This is a genomic window from Lacrimispora amygdalina, assembly GCF_003432035.1.
Classification (GTDB): Bacteria; Bacillota; Clostridia; order Lachnospirales; family Lachnospiraceae; genus Lacrimispora; species Lacrimispora amygdalina.
Genome location: NZ_QOHO01000045.1, coordinates 72,162 through 97,131, shown reverse-complemented (window position 1 = coordinate 97,131; position 24,970 = coordinate 72,162). Strand labels below are relative to the sequence as shown.

Genomic DNA, 24,970 nt, shown 5'->3' with positions numbered 1-24,970 from the left:
ATAATCAGATCCTGAAAATGGTAATAAGAGCGAAGAAGCTGTTCTCGGTCAACATCTTCTTCGCCCTTATCAAAATCTCAATGATAAAACTGATTCTGTTAGCGGACAGAACTTTTCACCTGCGTTTCAAGCCGGATCGTTTCTCCTTTTTTTATCCGATAGGATACTGCAGGAATCGCAGCATTGGGATAAAGCACGTTGGTGTTGGGGTCAGATTCAATAACAAAGCCAGCCGCACCAGGTCCAGCCCCTGTTACCTGGCAGCTCTGCTCCTCATTTGATACGGCAGCCGCTGTCCCTTCTGCCCTCTGTTCATATTCTTTTGTAAACTTTTTAACGGAGAAGCCGCAGTCGTAAGCAGTACAGTCATATTGGCTTTCGATCTCATGTATTCTCAAATGACCGTATTCCTTCGGTATAATAGTTGTGGTAACGGATATTCCCGGAAATGGGTGCCAGCTGCTGATTACCCGGTCTTCCAAAACTTCATACCGGTCACTGTACTTTCTCACAAAAACATAATCATCACCGTCTATCACAAATGCAAGGGAAGAATCAGGTGCATTTTCATGAAGTATAATCTGACTCCTGGCTACAGAGAAACCGAAACGGGTGGAGTAGGCAAACTTGGAATATTTCTCCGGTACATGTCCATGGCCGTATTTTTCACAAACGCCTGCAGGATATGCGATCACCTCCCCGCCGATCCGCTGCATCAGCATGTCAGCCTGCTTTAACGCTTTTTTGCTGTCAAGCGTGGGCAGAGGTTCTGCTTTTGCAGTCCAGAAGGGATGATTATCTGGAAGTCCCAGACACAAAAGAGTCTTCATTCCCCAATATGGTGAACCGGGTGCATTATATCGCTCTGCCATAATGAGATTGGGATAAGAATATCCGATGGTCAGAACTCCATCCCGGTCAAAGATTTTCTGATCCAGCCACCAGTTTAAATGACGGGATAAAATACCTTTTATTACTCCTGCCGGGATATCATCAAGTCCTGCAAATAAATAGGCGGACCAGAATGCAGCTTCTCCGAAACGGTAGGCAAGACTTCTTCCGAAAGGAAGTGCAGCGCCATTTTCATCAAACCAGTAAATAAAATCTCCGGCAAAAATCTTTGCCCGCTCTTTAAATTGAATGCACCGCTTCGGATCTTCCTCTTCCATTGCTGCAGAATACAAAAGCCCATAATAATGCATGGCAAAGGAAATGTAGTAATCCTTCTGGCTGGATCCTCCATCCCGGTACCATCCATCTCCAATATAGTAGCTTTCGATTTTATCCAGACCTGATATCAGCTTTTCTTTGCTGTATGGACAGCCCAGCTTCTGAAGGGCAACGTTTACAAGTATCATGAAAAACTGCCAGTTACAGTCCGGTATGATATGCTCATTGATTCCATACAGCCATTTTGCAAGATTGTCTTTTTCTCTTTTTTCTAATGGCTCCCAAAGTTTTTCCGGAGTGAAGATCAGACCGCTTGCAATAGCAGCCATCTCTACAAACCTCTGGTCGTAGTCATTAAAACCGCCCCAGTATTCGCAGTGTAATGGATCAGTACCATTTCTTAAACCAGTTACATAAATTTCTTCAAAGCCTTTTCCTCCCCCAAGCCACAGCGGAACCAGGGCCCATAATGGCCGGGAAAAGGCCTCCATCTCCATACTGACTTCAGGATAAGTAACACCGCTGTCCCCTAAATGCAGTCTGGCACAGCCCTTGCTGTATAATGGTTTTAGCGGATCTAACAGCTGAAGCATCAGCTGCCGGTAATCCTCTTTTGTTTCAAGCTTCATGAACATTCGCCTCGTTTCATCAATTGATTGCTTACCAGTATGGATTCCAGTCTGTGGACAGACGGATAAGCGCTTCTAAATAGAAATAATCTCCCCAGATGTTGCATTCATCCACGCCCTCCGGAGTGCAGGTATTATATGGAGATTTCTTGGAATATGTGCTGTGAAGTACCAGACCGTTGGATTCTGTCCGGTCTTTTACTGCATAACCAGCTACTACAGATTCCATGATTTTCTTTGCTATGGAACTGTAATAAGCCGCTTCCGGCTCCGGTAAGTAGTTTGCCATTTCAAGCATTCCGCAGGCTGCAATGGAAGCAGAAGAAGAATCTTTTGGTTCTCCTGATCCATCTGTAAATTCCAGATCCCAGTAAGGCACCAGATCATCAGGAAGATGGTCAAGGAAGTATCCTGTCACATGTTTGAAATCTTCCACATATTCTTTTCTTTTCGTATAGCGGTATGCCAAAGCGCAGCCGTATACGCCCCACGCCTGCCCTCTTGCCCAGGCAGACCCATCCCGGTACCCCTGGCACGTTGCACCGTGATCAGGCTCGCCTGTTACCATATTCATAAAGAAGGTATGCCAGGTGGAATAATCTTCTCTGATGACATTGGCAATAGCTGTATGAATATGCTTTTCTGCAATTTCTCTGTACCGTGAATCATTAGTTTCCTCTGATGCCCAGTAAAGAAGAGGCAGGTTTAACAGGCAGTCAATGATAAAACGGTAATTTTCCGGCTGGTTCATGGGACCCCAGGCCTGGATAAACTCTCCCACCGGCTGAAAACGGCTGATGAGCTGATCTGCCGCCTTAATTGCTGCTTTCCTTCCAGTTTCATCTCCCACCAGCTTCCAGGCTGCCACACAGGATGGGGAATAAAGAAATCCCATATCATGATGGTCTACTTCCACCTTATCTTCAATCCTCTTTAAAAAGCTCTCTGCCTGAATGCTTCCGGCTTTGGAAAACGCCTCATCCCTGCTCCACTCATAAGCAAGCCACAGCTGACCGGTCCAGAAACCGGTAGTCCAGTTTACATTGGGGGTAGGCTTATAAAAGCCGTCTTCGCTGTATGCCTTTTTAAAGGAGTGGGTAAATTCATTTAAATTATCCTTCAGCTGTCCAACAGCAAAATCCAGGGCTTTGCGGCACTCGTCTGCTGTCAGCTCCGGTTTACTCTCAAACAGTTTCTTTGTTGTTTCCTTCATTTTTCCTAACCTCCTCATAGAAATTTTTCATAACTGTAAAGGCAGGTTTTTCTCTCTTCCTGTCCGCAGTCACCAGGCCTTTGATGTTATAGCCTTTCTGATATGCACCAAGCCGCTTGGGAGTCCGGTAATCATAAAGAATCCAGGGTGCCGTGCCCTGAATATATTCCGTTTTTCCAAACAGTTCCACCTGTCTTTTATATATTTCTTCCTGCTCTTCTTCAGATCCCCGGACATATTTCCCGGATTTGTTTTCAGTCTGATACCCGTCCGCTCCGAATTCACTGATTATAACCGGTTTTTCCGGCTGGGAGCCGTTAAGAATTTCTGTCAGTTTTCCATAATCGGGATCATACCAGCCGTAATACTCATTAAATCCAATGATATCAAGATGACTCTCCAGCCGGTCAGCGATTCTTAAATTCACGCTGTCCACCAGACAGGCAGCTGAAATCAAACGGGACGGGTCCTTCTTTTTAGCTGTCTTAGCCAGGTTCTTCATAAAATGGTATCTGGCATCTGTATCCGGGTTCTCATTTCCTACAGACCAGATTATAACACTGGCTCTGTTAAAGTCCCGTAAGATTAATTCTGAAAGCTGGTTTCTGGCATCATTAAGAGTCTGTGGGTTTGAAAAATCAATCCACCAGTAAACAGGGATTTCCTCCCAGAGAAGAATTCCTTCCTCATCCGCGATTTCAGAAGCCCACTCCGTATGGGGGTAATGAGCAAGACGAAGAAAATTGCAGTTCATCTTTTTTGCTCTCTGAAACGCTTCCCTGATTTCCTCCTTTGTCACCGCCTTTCCATGATCCTCAGTTTCCTCATGAAGGCAGACTCCTCTTAAAAATATCTGTTTTCCGTTTAACAGTATCTTTCTGCCCCTTGTCTCTATGGTCCGAAAGCCGATGACATCGGTTACCTCATCCTTAACTTCTCCCTTTTCTTTCAATGTCAGAGATACTTGATAGCGTTTTGGATTCTCAGGACTCCAAAGGGATAATCCATCTGTATTTACAATCTTATTACAGGTACCATCCGCATTTACAGGAAACGTTTCTTCTAAGCCAAGCTCTGGTATGGAAAAAGTCACCGTTTTATCAGTAAGATCTTTGTTTCCATCAATAAGAGCCGATACTTCAATCGCCCCGGTCTCTCTGTCGGTGAGAGTTACCCTCATATTTTTAATATGGACATCGGGAACAAAAAGGAGGGAAACTCCCCGGTAAATTCCGCCATATAAGAACCAGTCGGTATTCTCACTTGGAATCTGGTCTTTTCTTCTCGTATTATCTGCTACTGCAATCAATCTGTTTTCAGCCTTTAAATGAGCCGTTATCTCTATAGAAAACGGAGTGGAACCTCCTTTGTGGATTCCCAGAAATGTTCCATTTAAAAATATTCTGGCTTCATAAGAAACTGCACCGAACTGTAAAAACACACGCCCTTTGTTCTCTTCTTCCAACGAAAACCGGCGGCTGTATACCGCCGGTCCCTCGTAATAAAAATATTCCGGTTTTGCAAGATTCCATACTCCCGGCACTTCGATTTTATCCCAGTCATCAAAGGCATAATCAAGAGGAACGCTGCGCCCTTCGTCATTTGTATCCTGTTCCAAAAACCATTTGGCTCTTAAACAGTTATCGTACTGGTCTGCAGAAAAGTTCCACTCTCCGTTTAGGGACCGGCTTTTTCTTCCTCCGGGAAAGACCATGGATTCCCCTTGTATAACGGGGAACTCATAGTTGCTTTTATAATCATCGTTATGGATATTGTCCACGAAATTTTTTATTATTTCCATTGTTTATCCTTTCACACCAGTAGCTGCAATTCCTTCTACAAAATATTTCTGCAGGGAAAGAAATACGATTAATACCGGAATTAAGGAAAGCACCGAAGCTGCCATAATCAGCCCGAATTCGGAACTGTACTGGCTGATAAACATTTTTAATCCCAGCTGGAGTGTCTTCTTGGATTCTGTTTTCAGATAAATAAGAGGCCCTAAAAAGTCGTTCCAGGTATTTACAAATGTAAAGATAGTCAGGGTTGAAAGCGCCGGTTTTGACAGAGGAAGCATGATTTTTGAATAAATCTGATACTCTGACATACCGTCAATTCTCGCTGCTTCACACAATTCATCAGGAATTCCCTGATAGAACTGTCTCATCATGAATACTCCGAAAGCGGAAAACGCCTGAAGGAAAATAATTGCCAGATGGGAATCATTGAGCCCGAAACTTCTCATCATCATAAACTGGGGAACCATGTAAACCTGCCACGGAACAGCGATGGTGGCAATATAGGCCATAAACAGGGTATCCTTGTACTTAAATTTCAGCTTCGCAAAAGCATAGGCAGCAAAGCTGCTGGTTAAAAGCTGTAGAAATGTCACAATCAGTGTAATCTTAACCGTGTTTCCCACAAAAGTCATAAGAGGGATTTTGGTCCAGATATCAATATAATTCATCCACCGGGGATTTTCCGGAATCCACTGGATCGGAAAGATAAATACGTCCTTATCAAGCTTTAATGAAGCCGAGAGCATCCATGCAAATGGTACCAGCATGACCGCTGTAAGAATGAGCAAAACCACATACAGGAGGGATCTGCTGATTTTATAATTTGTGCTTTTTACTTTCATGTTATATCCTCCTTCTTCTAGTTTGCATATTTTTTCTCACCGCGGAACTGAACCAGGGTGATGGCAAGAACCATTAAGAACAGCACGATTGCAACTGCACTGGAATAACCTAAATTCCAGTTACGGAATGCTTCCTCATAAATATGGTAAACTAAAACCATTGCCTGTGAGCTTACCACTCCGTTGGAACCGCCTGCAAGCATATATACAATATCGTAAACCTTAAAGCAGTTAATGGTCAGAATAATGGTAACAAAGAATGTGGTGGGCTGAAGCTGGGGCCATGTGATATAGCGGAATCTCTGCCAGGAATTGCAGCCGTCAAGTCCGGCAGCTTCATAAAGCTCTGCATTTATTCCCTGAAGTCCAGCAAGATAAATTACCATATAGTAACCCATATTCTTCCATACACTAAAGAGCACAATGGTAAACATGACCCAGTGTGGATCTGCCGACCATTTGGGCAGGTTTTTTGCATGTACGCCCAGATAGTATAAAATCATATTGACCGGTCCGCTTTTCTGGGGACTAAAGAGCATATTCCACACGGCTGCCACTGCAACCAGAGAGGCTACATAGGGGAAGAATCCCACAGTCCGGAAAAAATTTCTTCCCTTTATTTTCTGGTTTAAAATCACTGCCAGACCCAGTGCACTGGCCAGAGTCAGAGGTACCGTGGCGATACAGTATACAATGGTATTTACAAAGGATGATTGAAACCTTTTATTTCCAAACATTTCAATAAAATTATTCAGCCCTGCAAACTTCATGGGGCTGTTTCCATCCCAGTTCATAAATGCCAGCACAAATGCAAAGATAATCGGTCCCAGTGTAAAGATGGCAAATCCGATAAAGTTGGGGGCGATAAAAGAATAGGCAACTAAATTTCTTTTTTCCTGTCTGGTAAGGATCTCTCCTGTCCGCACCTTCTTAATTTTCTCATCTATTGTTTCGATTTTCGCAATCAGCCTGTCGCGCTCATGGGTACGTTTTGCGTCTTTTAACAAAAGACTGAGTGCATCCCGTTTCTCATGCAAAGCCGCGATTTTTTCCTGTTTTTGCGCTTCTGTTATTGTCTTAGCCATAGTCTGTCTTAAAAGCCAAATAAAACGGCTTATCCTCCTTTTCCAGTTGTGATCCGTCAATATCAAATCAGAAGTTTTTAAATAAGGCGGGCCGTTATATGCTGCCCGCCTGTTTTTGTTACCACGCTGCTTTACTTGCCAAGAATTGCGCCGATCTTTTCATTCATCTGGGCAATGCCGTCATCTGCAGTTATGCTTCCTGTCATGATTGCATCATGTGCTTCATTTAATACAGTCTCGATTTCAGAACTCTTTGGATTAACAGGCATCTCTAAGTACAGCTTGGAAGTGTTAAGAGCCTCAACGCTGGTTCCGTCAGCCTTGGGGAATCCGTCTGCACTGGATACAAGGTCTGCCACTGTGCTGTTCATTACAGCCGGAATGGTTCCGGTAGAAGCAAGAATCTCTGCTCCGTCTTTCCCGCTTACAAAGTTAATGAATTCCCATGCAAGATCCTTATGAGGTGCATTTGCAGGAATTGCAAGAGAGGTAATGGTAGCAAGTGTGGATCCTGGCTCTACGCCTTCTGCATGAGGATATTTCACAATTCCCCAGTTTTTGCAGTCTGTGTATTCACCGGTACGGATCTTATCCATTAAGGTAGAAATAAACCAGGTACCCATGTTCATCATAGCGATGTTACCCTGTGCAAAAGCGCCGGAGTAGTGAAGTCCGCTGGTCTTTAAAGTGGCATAATCCTGGCATACGCCGTCTTCCTGCTCTTTTAATACCATATCATAGTAAGGCTTTAAGAAATCATATTTTCCGTCAATAATGGTATTTTTTCCGTCAAGTACACCAAACAACTGTACTGCAGATCTCCATGTATGATAATGTGCTCCGTATACTTCCTGTCCTGGTGTGTCTACCGTTAAGCTTCTTGCCAGCTTATCATACTGTTCAAATGTCATATCGTTGGTTGGATAAGCAACGCCTGCCTTATCAAAGATATCCTTATTATAGAACAGCACCCAGAAATCGTTGCGGAATGGAAGCTCATATAATTTATTTTCAACCTTAATCTGATCGGTAAGGCCTTTATACTGTGCTAAATCCACTTTGGAAGACTCGATATAGCTGTCTAAGGGCTCTAATACTCCTTTGTTTACCAAAGTCATGTATCCTGGAACATCCTTTACCGTTACCACGTCAAAGTCAGATCCGCTTCCTGTAAGTTCGGTTGCCAGAACTGTCTGATAATCAGTAGATCCAAGATCCACCATCTCGATCTTAACATCCGGATGTGCCTTTTCAAATGCATCAATCAGCGGCTGATAATAAGTGGTGGAACTGATATCCCATACGGACCATTTCAGTGTTGTCTGTCCGCCTGCTGACGCTGTTGTCTCTGCTGCCTTTGTCTCCGCTTTGGTACCTTCCGTTGCAGCTGTGGTTTCTTTGGAACCGCCGCTGCATCCTGCAAGTGCAGTAACTGCCATGGTGCAGGCAAGCGCAAGGCTAAGTGCTCTTTTTTTCATTGTATTCCCTCCTGATTTGAAATTGTTTTCAGTAAACCCCTTGTGATTTACTATGTGTCTATTATAGCGCTCTGACCATCTTTTTAAGAATGGAAATTATCTAAGAAAATATTCACTATTTATTCACAAATTAATTCTATATTTCTAAAACATGTATTATTTTAAGATAAACAGTAAAATTTATCTTTTGTATACATATTGACCTGTTTTTATAAAAATATCACGGTTCTTTTCATTGACATTTGACAGGAAATACGCTAACTTAAAAAATGGCAACGTTGCGATTGAATGCATCTTATTATAGAAAGGACTGGTTTTTATCATGTTGAAAACGCTGATTCCAAAAACAATACGGGGTAAAATCATGATTCTGACGGCGGCTGTTACGCTGCTTATCACAGTCCTTACAACAACGGTCTGTTTCTCAGTGTTCCAGTCGTTTCTCAGAAAAAACCAGGTCCAGTCCGCAGAATTCAGTCTTCAGGTTGTAAGCAATAACATTGCAGCTGATATGAAGGACATCATTTACTTCAGCAAATGGTGCTGTTCGAATGGAATTATACTGGACTATTTAGAGGCATTTAAAGATCTGCCAAAGCTTCCCACCGCTTCAAAGGATTCCAGCAATATGCGTCCCATGGCTCTTTCCACCCACAACCGCTTTAAAGAAGAATATTACAATACCAGGCCTAATGAATATATGTCAAGGGTTATTGTCTCTTCTACAAACGAAAACAACTTTTTGCTGATGGCTTCCTCAGTCAGTACCTCCTCCCCTTACGCTGCTAAAATTATCAGCCAGGAGGATTTTTTTCGTCCTCTTTTTGATGCAGAGGATTTTCTATGGATCGGCCTGGTACATGATCCGTTTTCCAGTATTAGCAGAGATCAGTTTATCCCCATTGTCCGGCCTGTTTATAATGAATTTAATTCAGAAATTATTGGCTGGACCTATGTTGAAATATCAACCAGGCTATTTACCGATTATCTGTCTTCCTATCCCCTTCCGGAGGACAGCCTGCTTTTCATTAATATAGGAAACAAAACATATCGTTTTCAGTCAAACACTTTGGTGGAAACGGAAAAACCATATGAGATTTTAAGAGAACCTGCAAAAAAAGATTCTCTATCGACAGAAACCCTGATTCAATCCGCTGCCATGAATAACGGGGATACACGGATCCTGGTGGAGCGGCCCATAGAGGGGATCAATGGCTGGAGCATCACACAGGTTTTATCAGAACAGCAGTTTAAGCAGCAGAAATATTTATATACACTGTTAATCATCGGAATCTGTGTTTTTATCGTCTCATTGGGAATTCTGCTTGCAATACTTTTAAACCGTTTCATTATGGACCCCATCCATAAGCTTAGCAATAAGATAAACAGCATTTCAACCGGTGATTTTTCAAAAGACAATACCATTGAATGGAATCATGAGCTGGGTCAGATTGGAAGAGGGATCAACACAATGTCCGGCAATATTCTCATGCTCATGGAAAAGCGGGTTTCGGATGAGAAGCAGAAAAAAGATTTGGAATACCAGATTCTCCAAAGCCAGATCAATCCTCATTTTCTTTATAATACACTGAATTCCATAAAGTGGATGGCAACCATACAAAATGCAGGAGGTATTGCAGATATGACAACTGCTCTCGCCCGGCTTCTAAAGAATGTCTCAAAGGGGACCGCTTCCATGATTTCGTTAAGGGAAGAGCTGGATCTTATCAAGGACTATTTTCTGATACAGCAGTACCGCTATGGCGGCAGTGTAACAATTGAATATCAGATAGAATCCGATGAGCTTTACGACTGTCAGATCCACCGGTTCTCTCTCCAGCCCATCATTGAAAATGCCCTCTTCCACGGAATCGAACCTACCGGAGCGGCAGGCAGGATCATTGTATCGGCTGAAGCAACCGATGTTGCAGGAAAAAAAGCTCTGATGATCCGTGTTACTGACAACGGAATCGGAATGTCTGAGGAAATGATTCATAAAGTTCTCCGGGAAGATGCGGATTCTCATAATAAAACAGAATTTTTCCGGCACGTAGGAATCAGCAATGTAAACAAACGGATTCAATATGATTTCGGGCCAGAATACGGAATCACAATCACAAGCCGGGAGGGTGAGTTTACCACCATGACCATTCGGCTTCCTTACGTGCTGCGCACAGAAAATCAATCGGCAGAAAGGTAACGGATATGACAAAATTATTAATTGTGGATGATGAACCACTGGTTCAGATTGGGATAAAATCCATGTTAAACTGGGCAGATTACGGAATTGAAATCTGCGGGACTGCAGTAAATGGCCAGAATGCTCTGGACTTAATTGAGGAATATTCACCGGAAATCGTCATCACTGATATCCGCATGCCTATCATGAACGGTCTGGATCTTGCAAAGACCTGCCGGGATAAATACGGTAAGATCCCTTTATTTATTTTCCTTACCAGTTATGAGGAATTCCAGCTGATTAAGGAAGCAATGTCCTACGAAGCGGTGGATTATTTAATCAAACTGGAGCTGAATGCCGGGTCCCTGCTGGAGTCCGTTCAAAAGGCGCTTTCACGCCTGGAAAGTCTCCGGGTATCCATAGAATATAAGGAATCGGGCCGTCCCCTGCTTCAAAGCTATTATGAAAAATTTTTCATGCGGCTTCTTCACAATTTATTTGACAGTGAGGAGCAGTTCGAACTGCAGTCAAAGGATTTAAAGCTGAGTTTTACTGAGCATTGCTACTTTGCAGCATTTTGTGAAATACAGGAAAACAACCATGGGGATATGGAATACAGTAAGCTGATGAATCTTTATAACAGTACGCTCCAGATGGCAAGAGAAATAATAACCAAGCATCTGCCTGCCTATGTGGTATCTCTGGATATGAAGCATTTCGCGGTGGTATTTCATCTTGATTCCATGGAAGCTTATCAGTATGAGGCTGTTAAAAATGCCTTTTCCAATGCTTCGGAAATGGTGAACAATTATTTTAATGTCACCCTTTCCACTGGTGTGGGTTCACCTTTTTCCCAGCCATTAAAAATCAGCGAATCCTATCAGGAGGCACGCCAGGCTTTTGGCCGGATGGACCGCCCACAGTCCATTAATTTTTTTAACAGCAGTGATACGGATTCCATACGGAATGCTTTTAATATTTCTGTCTTTAAAGTGGAAATTACAAAAGCATTTAATGAATTTGATACGGATGTTCTCTCCCGCACTTTAACAGAGATCATAGAACTGTTTGAAGCCCATCCCCTGCGTTTTTCCCAGGCTGCCGACGGTGCCTGCAATATTCTCTATCTGGCATTGTCCCTGCTGCCTGACGGAGAGGCAAATATGGCGGAGATTTTCTCTTCCTACAGTGACGGCTACCGCTCCATCTACCGCTTCAGCAATGTGGAACAGATCGTAGAATGGATGACTGTGCTCCGTGACGGCTTATGTGAGATCTTAAGATCCAAACGGAAAACCTATAAGGCCCATGTTATTACAAACGTGCAAAAATATATTCACAATCACGTTGCAGAAAAGCTCAGCTTAAATGAGGTGGCCGGAGTATTTGGACTAAGTCCCAATTATTTAAGCATCCTGTTTAAAAAGAACTGTCAGCTTGGTTTTTCCGAATACATCGCCCAGGCAAAGATCAATAAAGCAAAGTCTCTTCTGCTGGAGCAGGACATGAAGATTTACGAAGTCGCTGACCAGTTAGGCTTTGAAAGTGCTTTTTATTTCAGCAAAGTATTTAAAAAAGTCACAGGATACTCTCCCAGGGACTTTATCCAGCAAAATACCCTGGATCCTGAAGAAAAATAAGGAGAATACATCATGATCACAGAAATCTTTCAACACTTAAACAAACCCATATCCAGTTTTAACCCATACTTTCCTGCCTGCCGCCGGGAGGCCTGGGAATCTCTGCCAGAGAAATTAAGATTTTGCCTGATTAAAAACGGAGAGGAATATCTTCATTTCGATTATCCCTCTCTTACTGCAACCGATTTTATGGAGTTTTCAAGAACAGGAAACCGAAGTCATTTTCAGGATAAGATGTTTTTAAGACGGACAGCCTTAAATTCACTGGTTCTTGCCGAATGTGCAGAATATAAAGGGCGTTTCCTTGACGATATCATCAACGGACTCTATTTAATCTGTGAGGAAAATGCGTGGCAGCTCCCTGCCCACAACTCTTATATCCGGGATACGCCTCAATTCATCCTTCCTGACGTAACCCGTCCTGTCATTGATTTATTTGCTGCTGAAACCGGAGCAGTCCTTTCCATAGCTGAATATCTTCTTCGCGGGGAACTTCGTCAAGTAAGCCCGTTTCTATCTGCAATGATTAATAAAAATCTGGAAGAACGGATCTTTATTCCTTATCTCAATGAACACTTCTGGTGGATGGGTGATGGGAAGAGCCATATGAATAACTGGACGGTATGGTGCACTCAGAATGTTCTTCTCTCTGCTTTTACAAGAGAGACTGATGTGCCTAGGATGAGACAGATTCTTGATAAGGCTTGCCGGAGCATGGACTATTTTCTGGATGAGTACGGTGAAGATGGCTGTTGTGATGAAGGCGCCCAATATTACCGCCATGCAGGATTATGCCTGTTTAATTGTCTGGAGCTGTTAAACGGCATCACTGATAATTCTTTTGATATCATATACTTAAATGAAAAAATAAGGAACATTGCCGCATACATCTTAAACGTTCATATCGACGGTATCTATTATGTAAATTTTGCAGACTGCTCTCCTGTTGCCGGCCGCTGCGGCGCCAGAGAATATTTATTCGGTAAAAGGACGAAAAATCAGGAACTGATGGCTTTTGCCGCTTCCGATTATCAGAATAGCGAAGATCCCTTAGATGTCAGTGAACATAATTTATTCTACCGGCTCCAGACCGTTTTCACACATGCGGAAATGCTGGCTTTTGACAAAAATCTTTCCATCAGACATAAGGATTTCTGGTACGAAAGCGTTGGAATCTTCATCGCCAGGGATGAACAACGGTGCCTGGCAGTTAAAGCAGGTGATAACGATGACAGCCACAATCACAATGATACCGGCAGCTTTACCATTTATAAAAACGGCAGGCCGCTTTTCATTGATGTGGGCGTCGAAACCTATACAAGAAAGACATTTTCACCGGAGAGGTACGAAATATGGACGATGCAGTCCCGCTACCATAATCTTCCCTCTTTCCTGGATGGAGACTCTGAAATCATTCAAAAAGACGGAGCTTCTTATGCAGCCAAAAACGTCTCTTATGAGCTTGGTTCCACTGTCTGCAGCATCACAATGGACATTGCGGATGCCTATCCGGACAACCGGATCCATTCTTATCAGAGAAGTGCCGTTATGAAGAAAGGCAAACAGATTGTAATAAAGGATCATTATGAAGGAGATCTCTTACAACCGGTATTATCCCTTATGTTTTACGAGGAACCAACAATAGAGGGGAACCAGATCATCATCGGAGATCTTGGAAATCTGTCCGTAACCGGCTGCTCCCACATGAAAAAGGAATGTCTTCCCATAACGGATGAACGGTTAAAAACAACCTGGAAGCATGATATCTACCGGATTCTGGTGACAATGGATACGAATGATTTAGAATTGACGATAGAATAATTTCAGACCGCTTCACTGTCTTATGAAGACAGATGAAGCGGTCTCTTATATGAATGTCTTTTTATCACCCAAACAGATTAAAGGTCAGGAAAATAGTTGCTGTCAGAGAAGCTACCAAAGATACTACCGTTATCTGAGTATTAATCGACGGACCTGCTGTATCTTTAAATGGATCTCCCACCGTGTCTCCCACTACACCAGCCTTATGCGCCGGTGAATTTTTACCGCCATGATTGCCTGCTTCAATGTATTTTTTCGTATTATCCCATAAACCGCCTGAATTGGACATGAATAATGCAAATAATAATCCGCTCACAATATTACCCGTAATGAAACCGCCGATTGACTGAACACCTCCCACCACTCCAACTAAAAGAGTGGCGATAATTGTCATAAGTCCGGCCGGAACCAACTCCTTAATCGCTCCGTCGGTAGCAATTTCAATACATTTATCGTATTCCGGAACAGCCCCTTTTTTTCCCTCTTTTAAACCTGGAATTTCTTTAAACTGACGGTGAATTTCGGAAACCATACGCTGTGCATTCCGGTCAACTCCAAGCATCAGCATGGCTGAAAACAATGCGGGAATTGCAGCACCGATCAGCAATCCAAAAAAGACATTGGGATTAATCACATCAAAACCTGCAATCTTATCCATAATTGCTCCTGCCGAAACAGCATTCAGCTCATCGATTGCCGCATTTACCTCGCTCATAAATGCTCCCAGCAGTGCGATTACCGTCAGACCTGCAGCTCCGATGGCAAACCCTTTTGTTACCGCCTTTACCGTGTTTCCTGCACTGTCAAGGGAATCGGTTATCTCAAGCGCCTTATCGCCAAGATCCCCCATCTCAACCAGTCCTCTGGCATTATCCACAATCGGTCCATATGCATCGTTGGAAATGATCATTCCCACGATAGAAAGCATTCCGACTGCAGCCATGGATATTCCAAACATGGCATATTCCACACTTCCCCCGCCCATTGGGTAGCAAAGCTTATAAGCGGCAAGTGCCGACACACCAATCCCGACCATGGAGGGAAGGGTACTCATTAAACCGTAGCTGATTCCAGATAAAATTGTAAAGGCCGGTCCGGACTCGCAGGCCTTTGCCACAGCACGAACCGGAGGTCTTTTATCATCCGTAAAATAGTCACTGGCAAGGCCAATGATTACACCTACCAAAAGGCCGATAACACTGGCTCCCCAGATGCGCCAGGAGAAGCCAAACGCCCATGTTGCGGCTGCTGTCAATACACCATATAGTCCCGTTGTCACGTATGTATTTGTATTTAATGCCAAAGTGGGGTCTCCGCCCTCTTTCATTCTTGCAGTCATTACTCCCACCATGGATGCCAGCAGACCAACTGCAGCATAGCAGAAAACCATGGCTGCATTATTGGCTGTCTGACCGGCAGCCTTGCAGGCGCCGTCAAGGGATACTGCCATAACCAGAGCAGCCGCCATGGAAGCGACATTGGAATCAAATAAATCCGCTCCCATTCCTGCCACATCTCCTACATTATCGCCAACGTTATCAGCAATAACTGCAGGATTTCTGGGATCGTCCTCAGGAATTCCCAGTTCAACCTTACCAACAAGATCAGCACTGATATCTGCTGTCTTTGTAAATATGCCGCCGCCTGCCTTTGCAAAAAGAGCCATGGAGCTTGCGCCAAAACTGAATCCAAGAAGAGCTGTGGTATTATTTGTCAAAAGCAAAACCAGAGTTACGCCAAGAAGGCTGGAACCCACTACTGCCATTCCCATAACGGCTCCGCCCCGGAATCCTGACATGAACGATTGTTTGATTCCCTTTGTTGAAGCCTCAGCCGCCTTTACATTAGCGATTGTTGCAATACTTATGCCGATCTTTCCCGCAATTGCGGAAAATACGGTACCGAATAGATACGAAACTGCCATAATAATGTTAGCAGCAATATTGCCCTTCCATATGGGTGCGGGAAGAAATATTAATATAACAGCTGCTGCTACAAGACAAAAACGTGATAAAGTCCTGTATTCTTTAGTGAGAAATGTGTTTGCGCCATTGCGAATCAATTTACTAATTTCTGCTATCCTCTGATTGGAGGAAGGCTGTACTTCAACCCATCGGTAGAGCCAGAATGCTGTGCAAAAAGCAAGCATTGAAATAATAATAGACAAGACCTGAAAAAATTGTAAATTAAATACCAAAGAGCTCATCTCCCTTTCATTTTTTAAGCAAATTTCGCTTTGCATTAAATACTAGCATTTTCATGCAATTAGAGCAAGCATCAAATAAATGCTATGTAATAATTAGATAATATGCACATATTTCATTCGTTCCGCGGCTATTTTGATCGTATTTCTTGTGTAATATAGATATTTTTATCTATTTATATTATAAAATATTGCTTATATCATTATTCTTTTTGACAATAATTGATATGTACGAATAAATGAAATTATAAGCAAATATGCAATATTAACGAATCATTAACAGAGAAAATTCAAGAACACATTGACATCAATAATAGTAATAGTTTAAGATTAAACTGTTTATTTTTATCTTTATTTTACAAATTTGAGAATATATTTACATATTACATCAGCGATTCAGACAAAGGTACATGCAGAGGCAAATATATTCAGCAAGAAAAACAAACCAAGCTAAGGAGGATTTTTATTATGGAGTTTTTATTGTCAGGTGTTGCAGCAATTACTTGGCAGCAGTTGGTTATGTATGGAATCGGAGGTTTATTAATCTATCTTGCCATAGCCAAAGGTTTTGAACCCGCCCTGCTTCTGCCCATGGGTTTCGGAGCCATTCTTGTTAACCTGCCCTTATCTGGTGTACTTAATCAGACAATGGAAGGAGTTGGTGACGTAAACGGAATTATACAATGGCTGTTTGAAACTACCATTGAATCTTCGGAAGCTTTGCCTATTCTTTTGTTTATCGGAATCGGAGCCATGATCGATTTTGGTCCCCTGCTATCCAATCCCAAAATGTTCCTCTTCGGTGGTGCGGCACAGTTTGGTATTTTTTTTACGATCTTACTGGCAGTGCTTTTTAACTTTGATTTAAATGATGCCGCAGCAATCGGTATAATCGGCGCTGCCGATGGTCCTACCTCCATTCTGGTTTCCCAGATCATGCATTCCCGGTACATGGGCGCAATCGCTGTTGCTGCATATTCTTATATGGCGCTGGTACCAATTGTACAACCTTTCGCTGTCAGACTTGTTACAACGAAAAAGGAACGTTTGATACGGATGGAATACAATCCGGCCTCTGTAACTAAAATAACCAGAATTTTGTTTCCGATCATTGTTACCATGGTCTCAGGTCTCATTGCGCCCCAGTCTGTTGCGCTGGTAGGATTCCTGATGTTTGGAAATTTAATCAGGGAATGCGGCTGTCTGGGAAGCTTATCTGATACAGCACAAAACACGCTTGCAAACCTGATCACTTTGCTGCTTGGTATTACAATCTCTTTCAGCATGCAGGCGGAAGCCTTTGTTAATGCCAAAACCTTACTGATTATGCTGCTTGGACTGGTTGCCTTTGTATTTGACTCTGTCGGCGGTGTCTTATTTGCCAAATTTCTGAATCTGTTCCTGAAAAACAAAATCAATCCAATGATTGGAGCCGCCGGGATTTCTGCTTTCCCCATGTCAGCCCGTGTTATACAAAAGATGGGGCTTAAGGAAGATCCCACAAACCATCTTTTAATGCATGCCATCAGTGCAAATGTAGCAGGGCAGATTGGCTCAGTTGTTGCAGGAGGAGTTGTTATTAATATTGTAAGCCAGATTCTTAAGAATATGGCTTAGCTGAAAGGAGTACGATATGAATACACAAAACGTGATATACGCTTTAGAAATCATGGGAAAAGGCATGGCTTCTATATTTATAGTAATTGGAATTTTAACTCTAATTGTCGTCCTGCTCTCAAAGATTACTAATACGTCTGGATCAGGACAAGATGACACTTCTGAAGAATAAGGACATGTTTTATGAGCAGATAACAATGACTCTTTTTTTTCATTGTTATCTGCTCATTTTTTTATTTTACCCCCAATTTTCTGCTGATCAGACCTGTATCTTAAGACTAGTCACGTATAAAATTTTCAGTAAAAGTGTAGCATAATTTTTTCTCTCTAATATAATGTAGTATACCATGACGGTATAATTAGAAAGCCTTAATTATCAAGTAAAATGGAGGTCACATCATGAATGATCAAGATATCAGAACAAGCGAATATGACGGTGATGAAGTACAGGACTATTCGTGTAATTGCAATTGCGGCTGCCCATGTGAACGGCCCAAAAAATTTCTTAAACCCAACCGGACAATCTTAAAGTGCGGCAGCCAGGGTGGCGTATCTCTTCCTGCCTTAACAGCTGCCGGTTCTACCTTTACTTTAGCTTCTGTTACTGTAGATACCAAATATTTAAAAAGACCTTGTATTAAGTTTGAGTTTGCAAGCAATATCGTAACCACCGCTGCTGTCTTAACGCTCAACTTCCAGTTGTTTAAGCAGTGTAAAAATCAGATTACTGCTCTTCCGGTAGGACCTATCTGGACATTCTCACGGATCGTTGCGATTACTGACAGCAATACTTTTAGCTTCTTTGTCTGCGACTGTGATTTCTGCAGCGATGACTGCTGCACTTACAGCGTAATTGCTACTGTCGCCGGTGTTGCTACAGTTGGCGTAACCGCCATTAACAATGCAACTCTTGCCGCACTCATTGTAGATAACGAATGCTTTTAATAAAAACTGAGAAGCAGCAGGAAGCAGGGCCGTATTATTTACAAATAGTTGCATAAACTGACTTTCTTCATAGATAGAGCATTTGGTTTTACCGGCCGAATACTCTATCTATGAACATTCATATAAGGAGCTATAGCCATGTATAACTGCTTTTTCGGTATGCCTTTCCGACGAAATATGTCATATAACAGAACGTTCAATAATAATTCTCAGCCTGCCCATGCAAAAACATATGACTGCCGGCAATATCCGAAAAAAAATCACGAGCGCCCGGTAAAACATTCTGCTGCTAATGATGTATTTTTCAAAAGCTCTGAATTAGGAGGAATTATTTTACCTGACAGTTCCGAAAGGGGCGCTACATATATCGTAGCATCAATGAACCTGGATACCTCCATTTACAGAAATTATATCATATATTTTAATTTTTCCTGTAATATTGAAACAATCAGTGCCAGGCTGCATCTCCGTTTTCAGCTGGTCAGACAGGAGGCCTGCCAGACAACAAAGATTCCTGTCAGTGCAAATTATGCTTTTGCCAGAAATGTGCCGGCAACAGAAACTAATATACTATCGTTCACAGCCTGTGATTGTAATCCATCGAAATGTAAATGCTGTAATTATATCGTATATATTGAAGTTATGGGGTTTGACACCACTGGCACCATCATAATAACAAACCCGGTTTTATTCGCATCTCTCATTGAGGATGACAATAAAAATCAGAAAGGAGAATTATGATAAATTCTACTATGAAAAGATTTAAAAATTCCATGATTCATATAAATAAAAATACTATTAAATGGGAAGACAATATGATTCAAATTCCCAATATTTCCCGCATATGGGTTGGAAATTGTTTTAAAAATCAATTACCGGTATATTTATATATTATTTTACTTTTTATAGCTTTATCTGGCTTTAATCAGGCAGTCCGAATAGTTTTGCTGGTTATCCTTATCACCTGCCTCCTGGGATGGATCACATGGTACATGAAAAGAAAGGATATTAAAGATATTAATATTGAGATAAACACAGGAATGATTTTTTCTTTTGCTTCCAATAATGAAGATTTTACGCAACAGGTTTACGAACTAATGATTGACTATTTAACAAAAAAAGAGGGTTACTCTGAAATAAATATAGATTTTAATGGTGATGGTAAAATAGATGAAATTACTTTAGCCGTTGAGGAAAAACCCATCATTAAGGAAATAATTAATGTACAGTCAGTTAAAGAGACCAGCCCACTAATCATTGATCTTCAAAAATTACTTGCTAAATATACTGAAAAAAGCAGTGATGATAAGGATGTTTTGGAGCTTATTGAAAATACGATCATGTTAACGCAATTAAGCGATAATGAAGGAATTAAGCAGTCCTTTGGTGAATTTATTAAAAAAGGATTGATTAACGACTGTAATGAGCTTGGACTATATTCTCTGGTCGAAGCAATCAGAAAAGCTGTTTATAGCGCATGACATAAAAGTTGTTTTTTTATACCAGACCTCCACGCAAAAAAATCGATGCTTTTTACTCCTTTTTGGTAATGATTACAGCGTAAAGCACCTACTAAAAAGGAGTTTTTTTCTGTTGGAAATAAACACTCTGCAAATCCATTTTGTTTACCTTTGTTCAAACTCATTTCTCTCAATTGGGACAAACAAAATCCTTCCCCCTAAATCCTGCAAAAATACCAAACAACGGAATTAAAATTCTAACAAACTGAAAGAGAGATACATATGATATGTTATAAAGGTGTGTATAAGCCCTTTATAATATAATTTCTGAATTATAAGAATGCTACACGTTGGCAGGAGGAAATAATTATGAATGATTGTAGAGATTGGGATAATAATCACTGCTGTTGCGGACCGCAGGGATCCAGATGCTGTCCTGGACCTACCGGACCGCAGGGGCCCAGAGGCTGTCCTGGACCGCAGGGACCCAGAGGCTGTCCTGGACCTACCGGACCTCAGGGACCCACAGGCCGTCCTGGACCTACCGGACCTACCGGACCTCAGGGAATTCCAGGACCTGATGGACCTACCGGACCTACCGGGCCTACTGGACCTACCGGTGCCACTGGCGCTACCGGACCTACCGGACCTACCGGACCTACCGGCGCTACTGGCGCTACCGGCGCTACCGGTGCTACCGGACCTACCGGACCTACTGGACCTACCGGCGCTACCGGCGCTACCGGCGCTACTGGACCTACCGGACCTACCGGCGCTACTGGCGCTACTGGCGCTACCGGACCTACCGGACCTACCGGTGCTACCGGCGCTGTAGGACCTGCCGGGCCTGCCGGGCCTACCGGACCTACCGGGCCTACCGGTGCTACCGGCGCTGTAGGACCTGCCGGGCCTGCCGGGCCTACCGGACCTACCGGGCCTACCGGCGCTACCGGCGCTGTAGGACCTGCCGGACCTACCGGACCTACCGGGCCTACCGGCGCTACTGGCGCTGCCGGACCTGTAGGACCTACCGGACCTACCGGACCTACCGGCGCTACCGGCGCTACCGGCGCTACCGGCGCTACCGGACCTACTGGACCTACTGGCGCTACCGGCGCTACTGGTGCTACTGGACCTGCTGGACCTGCCGGACCTGTAGGACCTACCGGACCTACTGGCGCTACCGGCGCTACTGGCGCTACCGGACCTACCGGACCTACCGGACCTACCGGACCTACCGGCGCTACCGGTGCTACTGGCGCTACCGGACCTGCCGGACCTGTAGGACCTACCGGACCTACTGGCGCTACCGGTGCTACCGGCGCTACCGGACCTACCGGACCTACTGGCGCTACCGGTGCTACCGGCGCTACCGGACCTACCGGACCTACTGGCGCTACCGGTGCTACCGGTGCTACCGGACCTACCGGACCTACTGGCGCTACCGGTGCTACCGGCGCTACCGGACCTACCGGACCTACTGGCGCTACCGGCGCTACCGGCGCTACCGGACCTACCGGACCTACTGGCGCTACCGGCGCTACTGGTGCTACCGGGCCTACCGGACCTACCGGACCTTCTGGTGCATCCGCACAGTTAAGAGGTATCGAAGTACAGCTTAGTACAGGAACTTCTGTAGCAAACGGCAGTCCCGTTATTTTTGATACAGTACTAATTGACCAAAGCCTGAATATTATCTATGATACCACTACAGGTGTCGCAACCATTAATGCCGAAGGAGTATATTATGTATCCTGGTGGATTTCTACAGATGGTGCCGGACCTTCCACTTATGTTGAATTTACTACGCGGGTAAATGGCAGCGGAGGTACTGCTGCAAGCTCACCGATTGTAACAGGACAGCTGAATGGATCCGCTCTGGTAACCGTAGGTGCGATCCCCGCTATTGTTGAAATAATTAACACAACCGGTCAGACAGTATTCTTCGGCAACACTCCAGTTATAGCTCATATGATAATTCTTGAAGTTACCATTTAGTCTATCCATTAAAACATGAAAAGCGCCGGTTTTCATTCCGGCGCTTTTCTGTCACATCAGCGGTGCAAACAACCTGAGTGCCCGCCCTGCAAATCTCTCATACCATGGATCATTTGGTATATCTTCTATTGAAATTCTTCTGCACAAAGACAATGTTTCCTGATAATCCCGTTCAACCTCCCGGATTACCTCATTCCGGTACAGATACGTTCCGCATTCAAAGTGAAGATACAAACTTCTGAAATCCAAATTAATTGTGCCCACTGCTGCCTTTGTATCATCACTTGTAAATACTTTTGCATGCATGAATCCCGGTGTATATTCCCATATTTTAACTCCTGACCTGATCAGTTCCCCATAATGTGATTTAGCAAGCAGAAAAGCATATTTTTTATCTGGTATGTGAGGAAGAATAATAGAAACATCCACCCCTCTTTTCGCTGCAAAGGTGAGCGATTTAACCATCTCATAATCAAGGATCAGATAGGGAGTCATAATATGCACATATTGTCTGGCATTATTAATAATGTCAAGGTAAATCTCTTTTCCAACCGCCTCCGTGTCAAATGGACTGTCACCATAAGGAATCACAAATCCCTCCATATTAAGCTCCAGTGGGTAAAAATACTCCGGATCTCTTAAATATTTATCGTATTTTTCCGGTTCTTTCTCAGATATATTCCACATTTGAAGAAACATCATGGTAAAGCTGGTTACGGCATCTCCTTTCAGCATAATACCCGTGTCTTTCCAATGACCAAACCGGACTTTTCTGTTGATGTATTCGTCTGCCAGGTTTATCCCTCCTGTAAATGCAGTATGTCCGTCCACCACAAGAATTTTTCTATGATCCCTGTTATTCTGGTAACTGGACAGAACCGGTCTGATTGGGGAAAAGATCTTTGCCATTAACCCCTTTTCCTGAAGGACTTTAATATAATTATGGGGAAGTAACGTGAAAGATCCCATGCCGTCATACATAATTCTCACTTCTACCCCTTCCCTGCTTTTCGCTTCCAGCAGTTCCAGTATACAATCCCACATCTCCCCTCTCTCAATAATAAAAAACTCCAGAAAAATAAATCTCTTTGCAGCTGTCATTTCCCGTTTCATAGCTTCAAACATTGCCTCTCCGGAAGGAAAGTATTGTGCATTTGTATTTCCATATGCCGGATAATGTCCGTATTTTTTAATGTAATGAGCCAGATTTGCATTCCGCCTGCTGACTCTTGACAGCTGCTCTGATACCTTTAAGTTCTGCTCCAGGTAGCTCTCCGTCTCGTCCATCCTGGATATTAACTTCTTTTCCATAAATCGTTCCATAATCTGCAGCTCAGCCAGCATATAGAAAAACGTACCAAAAACCGGTACCGCTGTTACAGGAATCATCCAGCTCATTTTAAAACTGGGATTATCTTCTTTATTTAATATATAAATAATAACCAGCGCACTGAGCAAAGTAACAGCGCCATAGAAATACGCCAGATAAAAGGTCAGAAAGCGGAATGCTGCGGCCAGAACAAGAATTTGTATCACAAGTGAAACGACTGCAAACATCGTCCTTCCAAAAATAACCCTTAGCATTTTTTTGATATATCCCATCTTTTGTACCTCCACATTTCCTTACATGGTTCATATTATACCGCCTGCCCGGATATCTTGCAAGAGTTTGGAAATGAACTGGCAGACACAGATAAGACTGATTGAAATCCCCTTTTATTTACAGTATAATAGCATAATAATAAAAATTATCAAAAGGAGAGACCATCTATGGAAAAATCTAAGGTTTATTTTACAAATTTTCATACCACTTTCCGTGAAAACCTTCCTCAAAAGCTTGCCCGGCTCATTAAAACAGCCGGAATGACCGAGCACATTCATTTCCAGAATAAATATGCTGCAGTAAAGATTCATTTTGGAGAACTGGGCAACTTATCATTTTTGCGTCCTAATTTTGCGAAGGTAGTGGTTGACTTAATTAAAGAAGGCGGCGGTAAACCATTTTTAACTGATTGCAACACTTTATACGTAGGAAGCAGAAAGAACGCCCTGGATCATCTGGATACTGCCTATGAAAATGGATTTTCACCTTTTTCCACGGGCTGCCATGTTCTGATTGCCGATGGTCTGAAGGGAACAGATGAAATTCTGGTTCCCATAGACGGAGAATACATTAAAGAAGCTAAAATAGGGCGTGCTGTCATGGATGCTGATATTTTTATATCCCTCACTCATTTTAAAGGTCATGAAAGCACAGGCTTTGGCGGAACATTAAAAAACATTGGAATGGGCTGCGGATCAAGAGCCGGAAAGATGGAGATGCATAACGCCGGAAAACCTCATGTAACTGAGGAATCATGCATCGGCTGTCATGCCTGCGAAAAAAACTGTGCTCACGATGCCTTCTCATTTCAAAATAAAAAAGCATTGATTGACAGCAGTAAATGTGTCAGCTGCGGCCGCTGCATCGGTGTTTGTCCAGTGGATGCCATCGAATCAGATTGCGATGAATCCAACGACATTTTAAACTGCAAAATAGCAGAATACACCAAGGCAGTCTTAAAGGACCGCCCCCACTTTCATATCAGCCTTGTGATGGATGTTTCTCCTTATTGTGACTGCCATTCTGAAAATGACATCCCGATCATACCAGATGTGGGTATGTTCGCTTCTTTTGATCCCGTTGCGCTGGATGCTGCCTGCGCCGATGCCGTGAACAGACAGCCGGTTATGGCAGGCAGTATCCTGGAAAAACATGGAAGCCATCATCATGATCATTTTAAAGACACTCACCCCAATACAAACTGGGAGTCTTCCATTGAGCACGCAGTTAAAATAGGTCTTGGAAGTGCCCAATATGAGCTGATTTCCATATAACAAAAGAGAGAGGA

The 24,970-nt window shown here is 43.1% G+C and carries 18 protein-coding genes; 10 read left to right on the top strand and 8 right to left on the bottom strand.

What is annotated here, in order from left to right; all coding sequences use genetic code 11:
* Nucleotides 1-98: 98 nt before the first annotated feature.
* The 6 genes from DS742_RS14960 to DS742_RS14935 all read right to left on the bottom strand — a co-directional run bounded on the left by DS742_RS14960 (nt 99) and on the right by DS742_RS14935 (nt 8,216).
* Nucleotides 99-1,799 (bottom strand): DUF2264 domain-containing protein, encoded by a 1,701-nt coding sequence (locus DS742_RS14960; protein ID WP_117417779.1) that lies wholly within the window; start codon nt 1,797-1,799, stop codon nt 99-101.
* A 31-nt stretch (nt 1,800-1,830) separates the two neighbouring features.
* A complete protein-coding gene (locus DS742_RS14955; protein ID WP_117417778.1) occupies nt 1,831-3,012 on the bottom strand; it encodes a glycoside hydrolase family 88 protein in 1,182 nt (393 codons plus the stop codon).
* Nucleotides 2,984-4,813, bottom strand: coding sequence for a glycoside hydrolase family 2 protein (locus DS742_RS14950; RefSeq protein ID WP_117417777.1), 1,830 nt, complete (start codon nt 4,811-4,813; stop codon nt 2,984-2,986). Before DS742_RS14950 ends, DS742_RS14955 begins: the two co-directional genes overlap by 29 nt.
* A gap of 3 nt (nt 4,814-4,816) precedes the next feature.
* A complete protein-coding gene (locus tag DS742_RS14945; protein WP_117417776.1) occupies nt 4,817-5,653 on the bottom strand; it encodes a carbohydrate ABC transporter permease in 837 nt (278 codons plus the stop codon).
* 17 nt (nt 5,654-5,670) lie between these two features.
* Nucleotides 5,671-6,738 carry a carbohydrate ABC transporter permease gene (locus DS742_RS14940; protein ID WP_205692763.1) on the bottom strand — a complete coding sequence of 356 codons (1,068 nt, stop codon included), beginning with the start codon at nt 6,736-6,738 and terminating at the stop codon, nt 5,671-5,673.
* Between the two features lie 131 nt (nt 6,739-6,869).
* Nucleotides 6,870-8,216 carry an ABC transporter substrate-binding protein gene (locus DS742_RS14935; RefSeq protein ID WP_117417775.1) on the bottom strand — a complete coding sequence of 449 codons (1,347 nt, stop codon included), beginning with the start codon at nt 8,214-8,216 and terminating at the stop codon, nt 6,870-6,872.
* A gap of 322 nt (nt 8,217-8,538) precedes the next feature.
* Between DS742_RS14935 and DS742_RS14930 the strand changes: the two genes are divergently transcribed.
* Genes DS742_RS14930 through DS742_RS14920 form a run of 3 tightly spaced genes read left to right on the top strand, consistent with a single transcriptional unit; the run spans nt 8,539 to nt 13,856 of the window.
* Nucleotides 8,539-10,416, top strand: a complete 1,878-nt coding sequence (locus DS742_RS14930; protein ID WP_117417774.1) for a sensor histidine kinase — start codon at nt 8,539-8,541, stop codon at nt 10,414-10,416.
* Between the two features lie 5 nt (nt 10,417-10,421).
* Complete coding sequence (locus DS742_RS14925; protein WP_117417773.1) at nt 10,422-12,035, top strand: response regulator; 1,614 nt, start codon at nt 10,422-10,424, stop codon at nt 12,033-12,035.
* 12 nt (nt 12,036-12,047) lie between these two features.
* A complete protein-coding gene (locus DS742_RS14920) occupies nt 12,048-13,856 on the top strand; it encodes a heparinase II/III domain-containing protein (protein ID WP_117417772.1) in 1,809 nt (602 codons plus the stop codon).
* Nucleotides 13,857-13,920: 64 nt separating this feature from the next.
* Here DS742_RS14920 and DS742_RS14915 read toward each other — a convergent pair whose 3' ends face one another.
* Entirely contained in the window at nt 13,921-16,053 is a 2,133-nt protein-coding gene (locus DS742_RS14915; protein WP_278336059.1) for a sodium-translocating pyrophosphatase, read from the bottom strand.
* A 474-nt stretch (nt 16,054-16,527) separates the two neighbouring features.
* Here DS742_RS14915 and DS742_RS14910 point away from each other — a divergent pair, with 474 nt between their 5' ends.
* The 6 genes from DS742_RS14910 to DS742_RS14890 all read left to right on the top strand — a co-directional run bounded on the left by DS742_RS14910 (nt 16,528) and on the right by DS742_RS14890 (nt 22,079).
* The gene (locus DS742_RS14910; protein ID WP_117417771.1) at nt 16,528-17,676 is read left to right on the top strand and encodes a sodium ion-translocating decarboxylase subunit beta; all 1,149 of its coding nucleotides are present in this window, start codon (nt 16,528-16,530) and stop codon (nt 17,674-17,676) included.
* 16 nt (nt 17,677-17,692) lie between these two features.
* Entirely contained in the window at nt 17,693-17,848 is a 156-nt protein-coding gene (locus tag DS742_RS28890; protein WP_170313472.1) for an OadG-related small transporter subunit, read from the top strand.
* Nucleotides 17,849-18,075: 227 nt separating this feature from the next.
* Nucleotides 18,076-18,621 carry a DUF4489 domain-containing protein gene (locus tag DS742_RS14905; RefSeq protein ID WP_117417770.1) on the top strand — a complete coding sequence of 182 codons (546 nt, stop codon included), beginning with the start codon at nt 18,076-18,078 and terminating at the stop codon, nt 18,619-18,621.
* Nucleotides 18,622-18,759: 138 nt separating this feature from the next.
* Entirely contained in the window at nt 18,760-19,362 is a 603-nt protein-coding gene (locus DS742_RS14900) for a DUF4489 domain-containing protein (RefSeq protein ID WP_117417769.1), read from the top strand.
* On the top strand, nt 19,359-20,102 hold the full coding sequence (locus DS742_RS14895; RefSeq protein ID WP_117417768.1) for a hypothetical protein: 744 nt from the start codon (nt 19,359-19,361) through the stop codon (nt 20,100-20,102). Before DS742_RS14900 ends, DS742_RS14895 begins: the two co-directional genes overlap by 4 nt.
* Before the next feature lie 348 nt (nt 20,103-20,450).
* Nucleotides 20,451-22,079 carry a complement C1q domain-containing protein gene (locus DS742_RS14890; RefSeq protein ID WP_117417767.1) on the top strand — a complete coding sequence of 543 codons (1,629 nt, stop codon included), beginning with the start codon at nt 20,451-20,453 and terminating at the stop codon, nt 22,077-22,079.
* Nucleotides 22,080-22,130: 51 nt separating this feature from the next.
* On the opposite strand, the gene cls is transcribed toward DS742_RS14890, so the two are convergent.
* Complete coding sequence (gene cls / locus DS742_RS14885; RefSeq protein WP_117417766.1) at nt 22,131-23,681, bottom strand: cardiolipin synthase; 1,551 nt, start codon at nt 23,679-23,681, stop codon at nt 22,131-22,133.
* Between the two features lie 168 nt (nt 23,682-23,849).
* On the opposite strand from cls, the gene DS742_RS14880 reads away from it, so the two are divergent.
* Entirely contained in the window at nt 23,850-24,956 is a 1,107-nt protein-coding gene (locus DS742_RS14880) for a DUF362 domain-containing protein (protein WP_117417765.1), read from the top strand.
* The last annotated feature ends 14 nt before the right edge of the window (nt 24,957-24,970 follow it).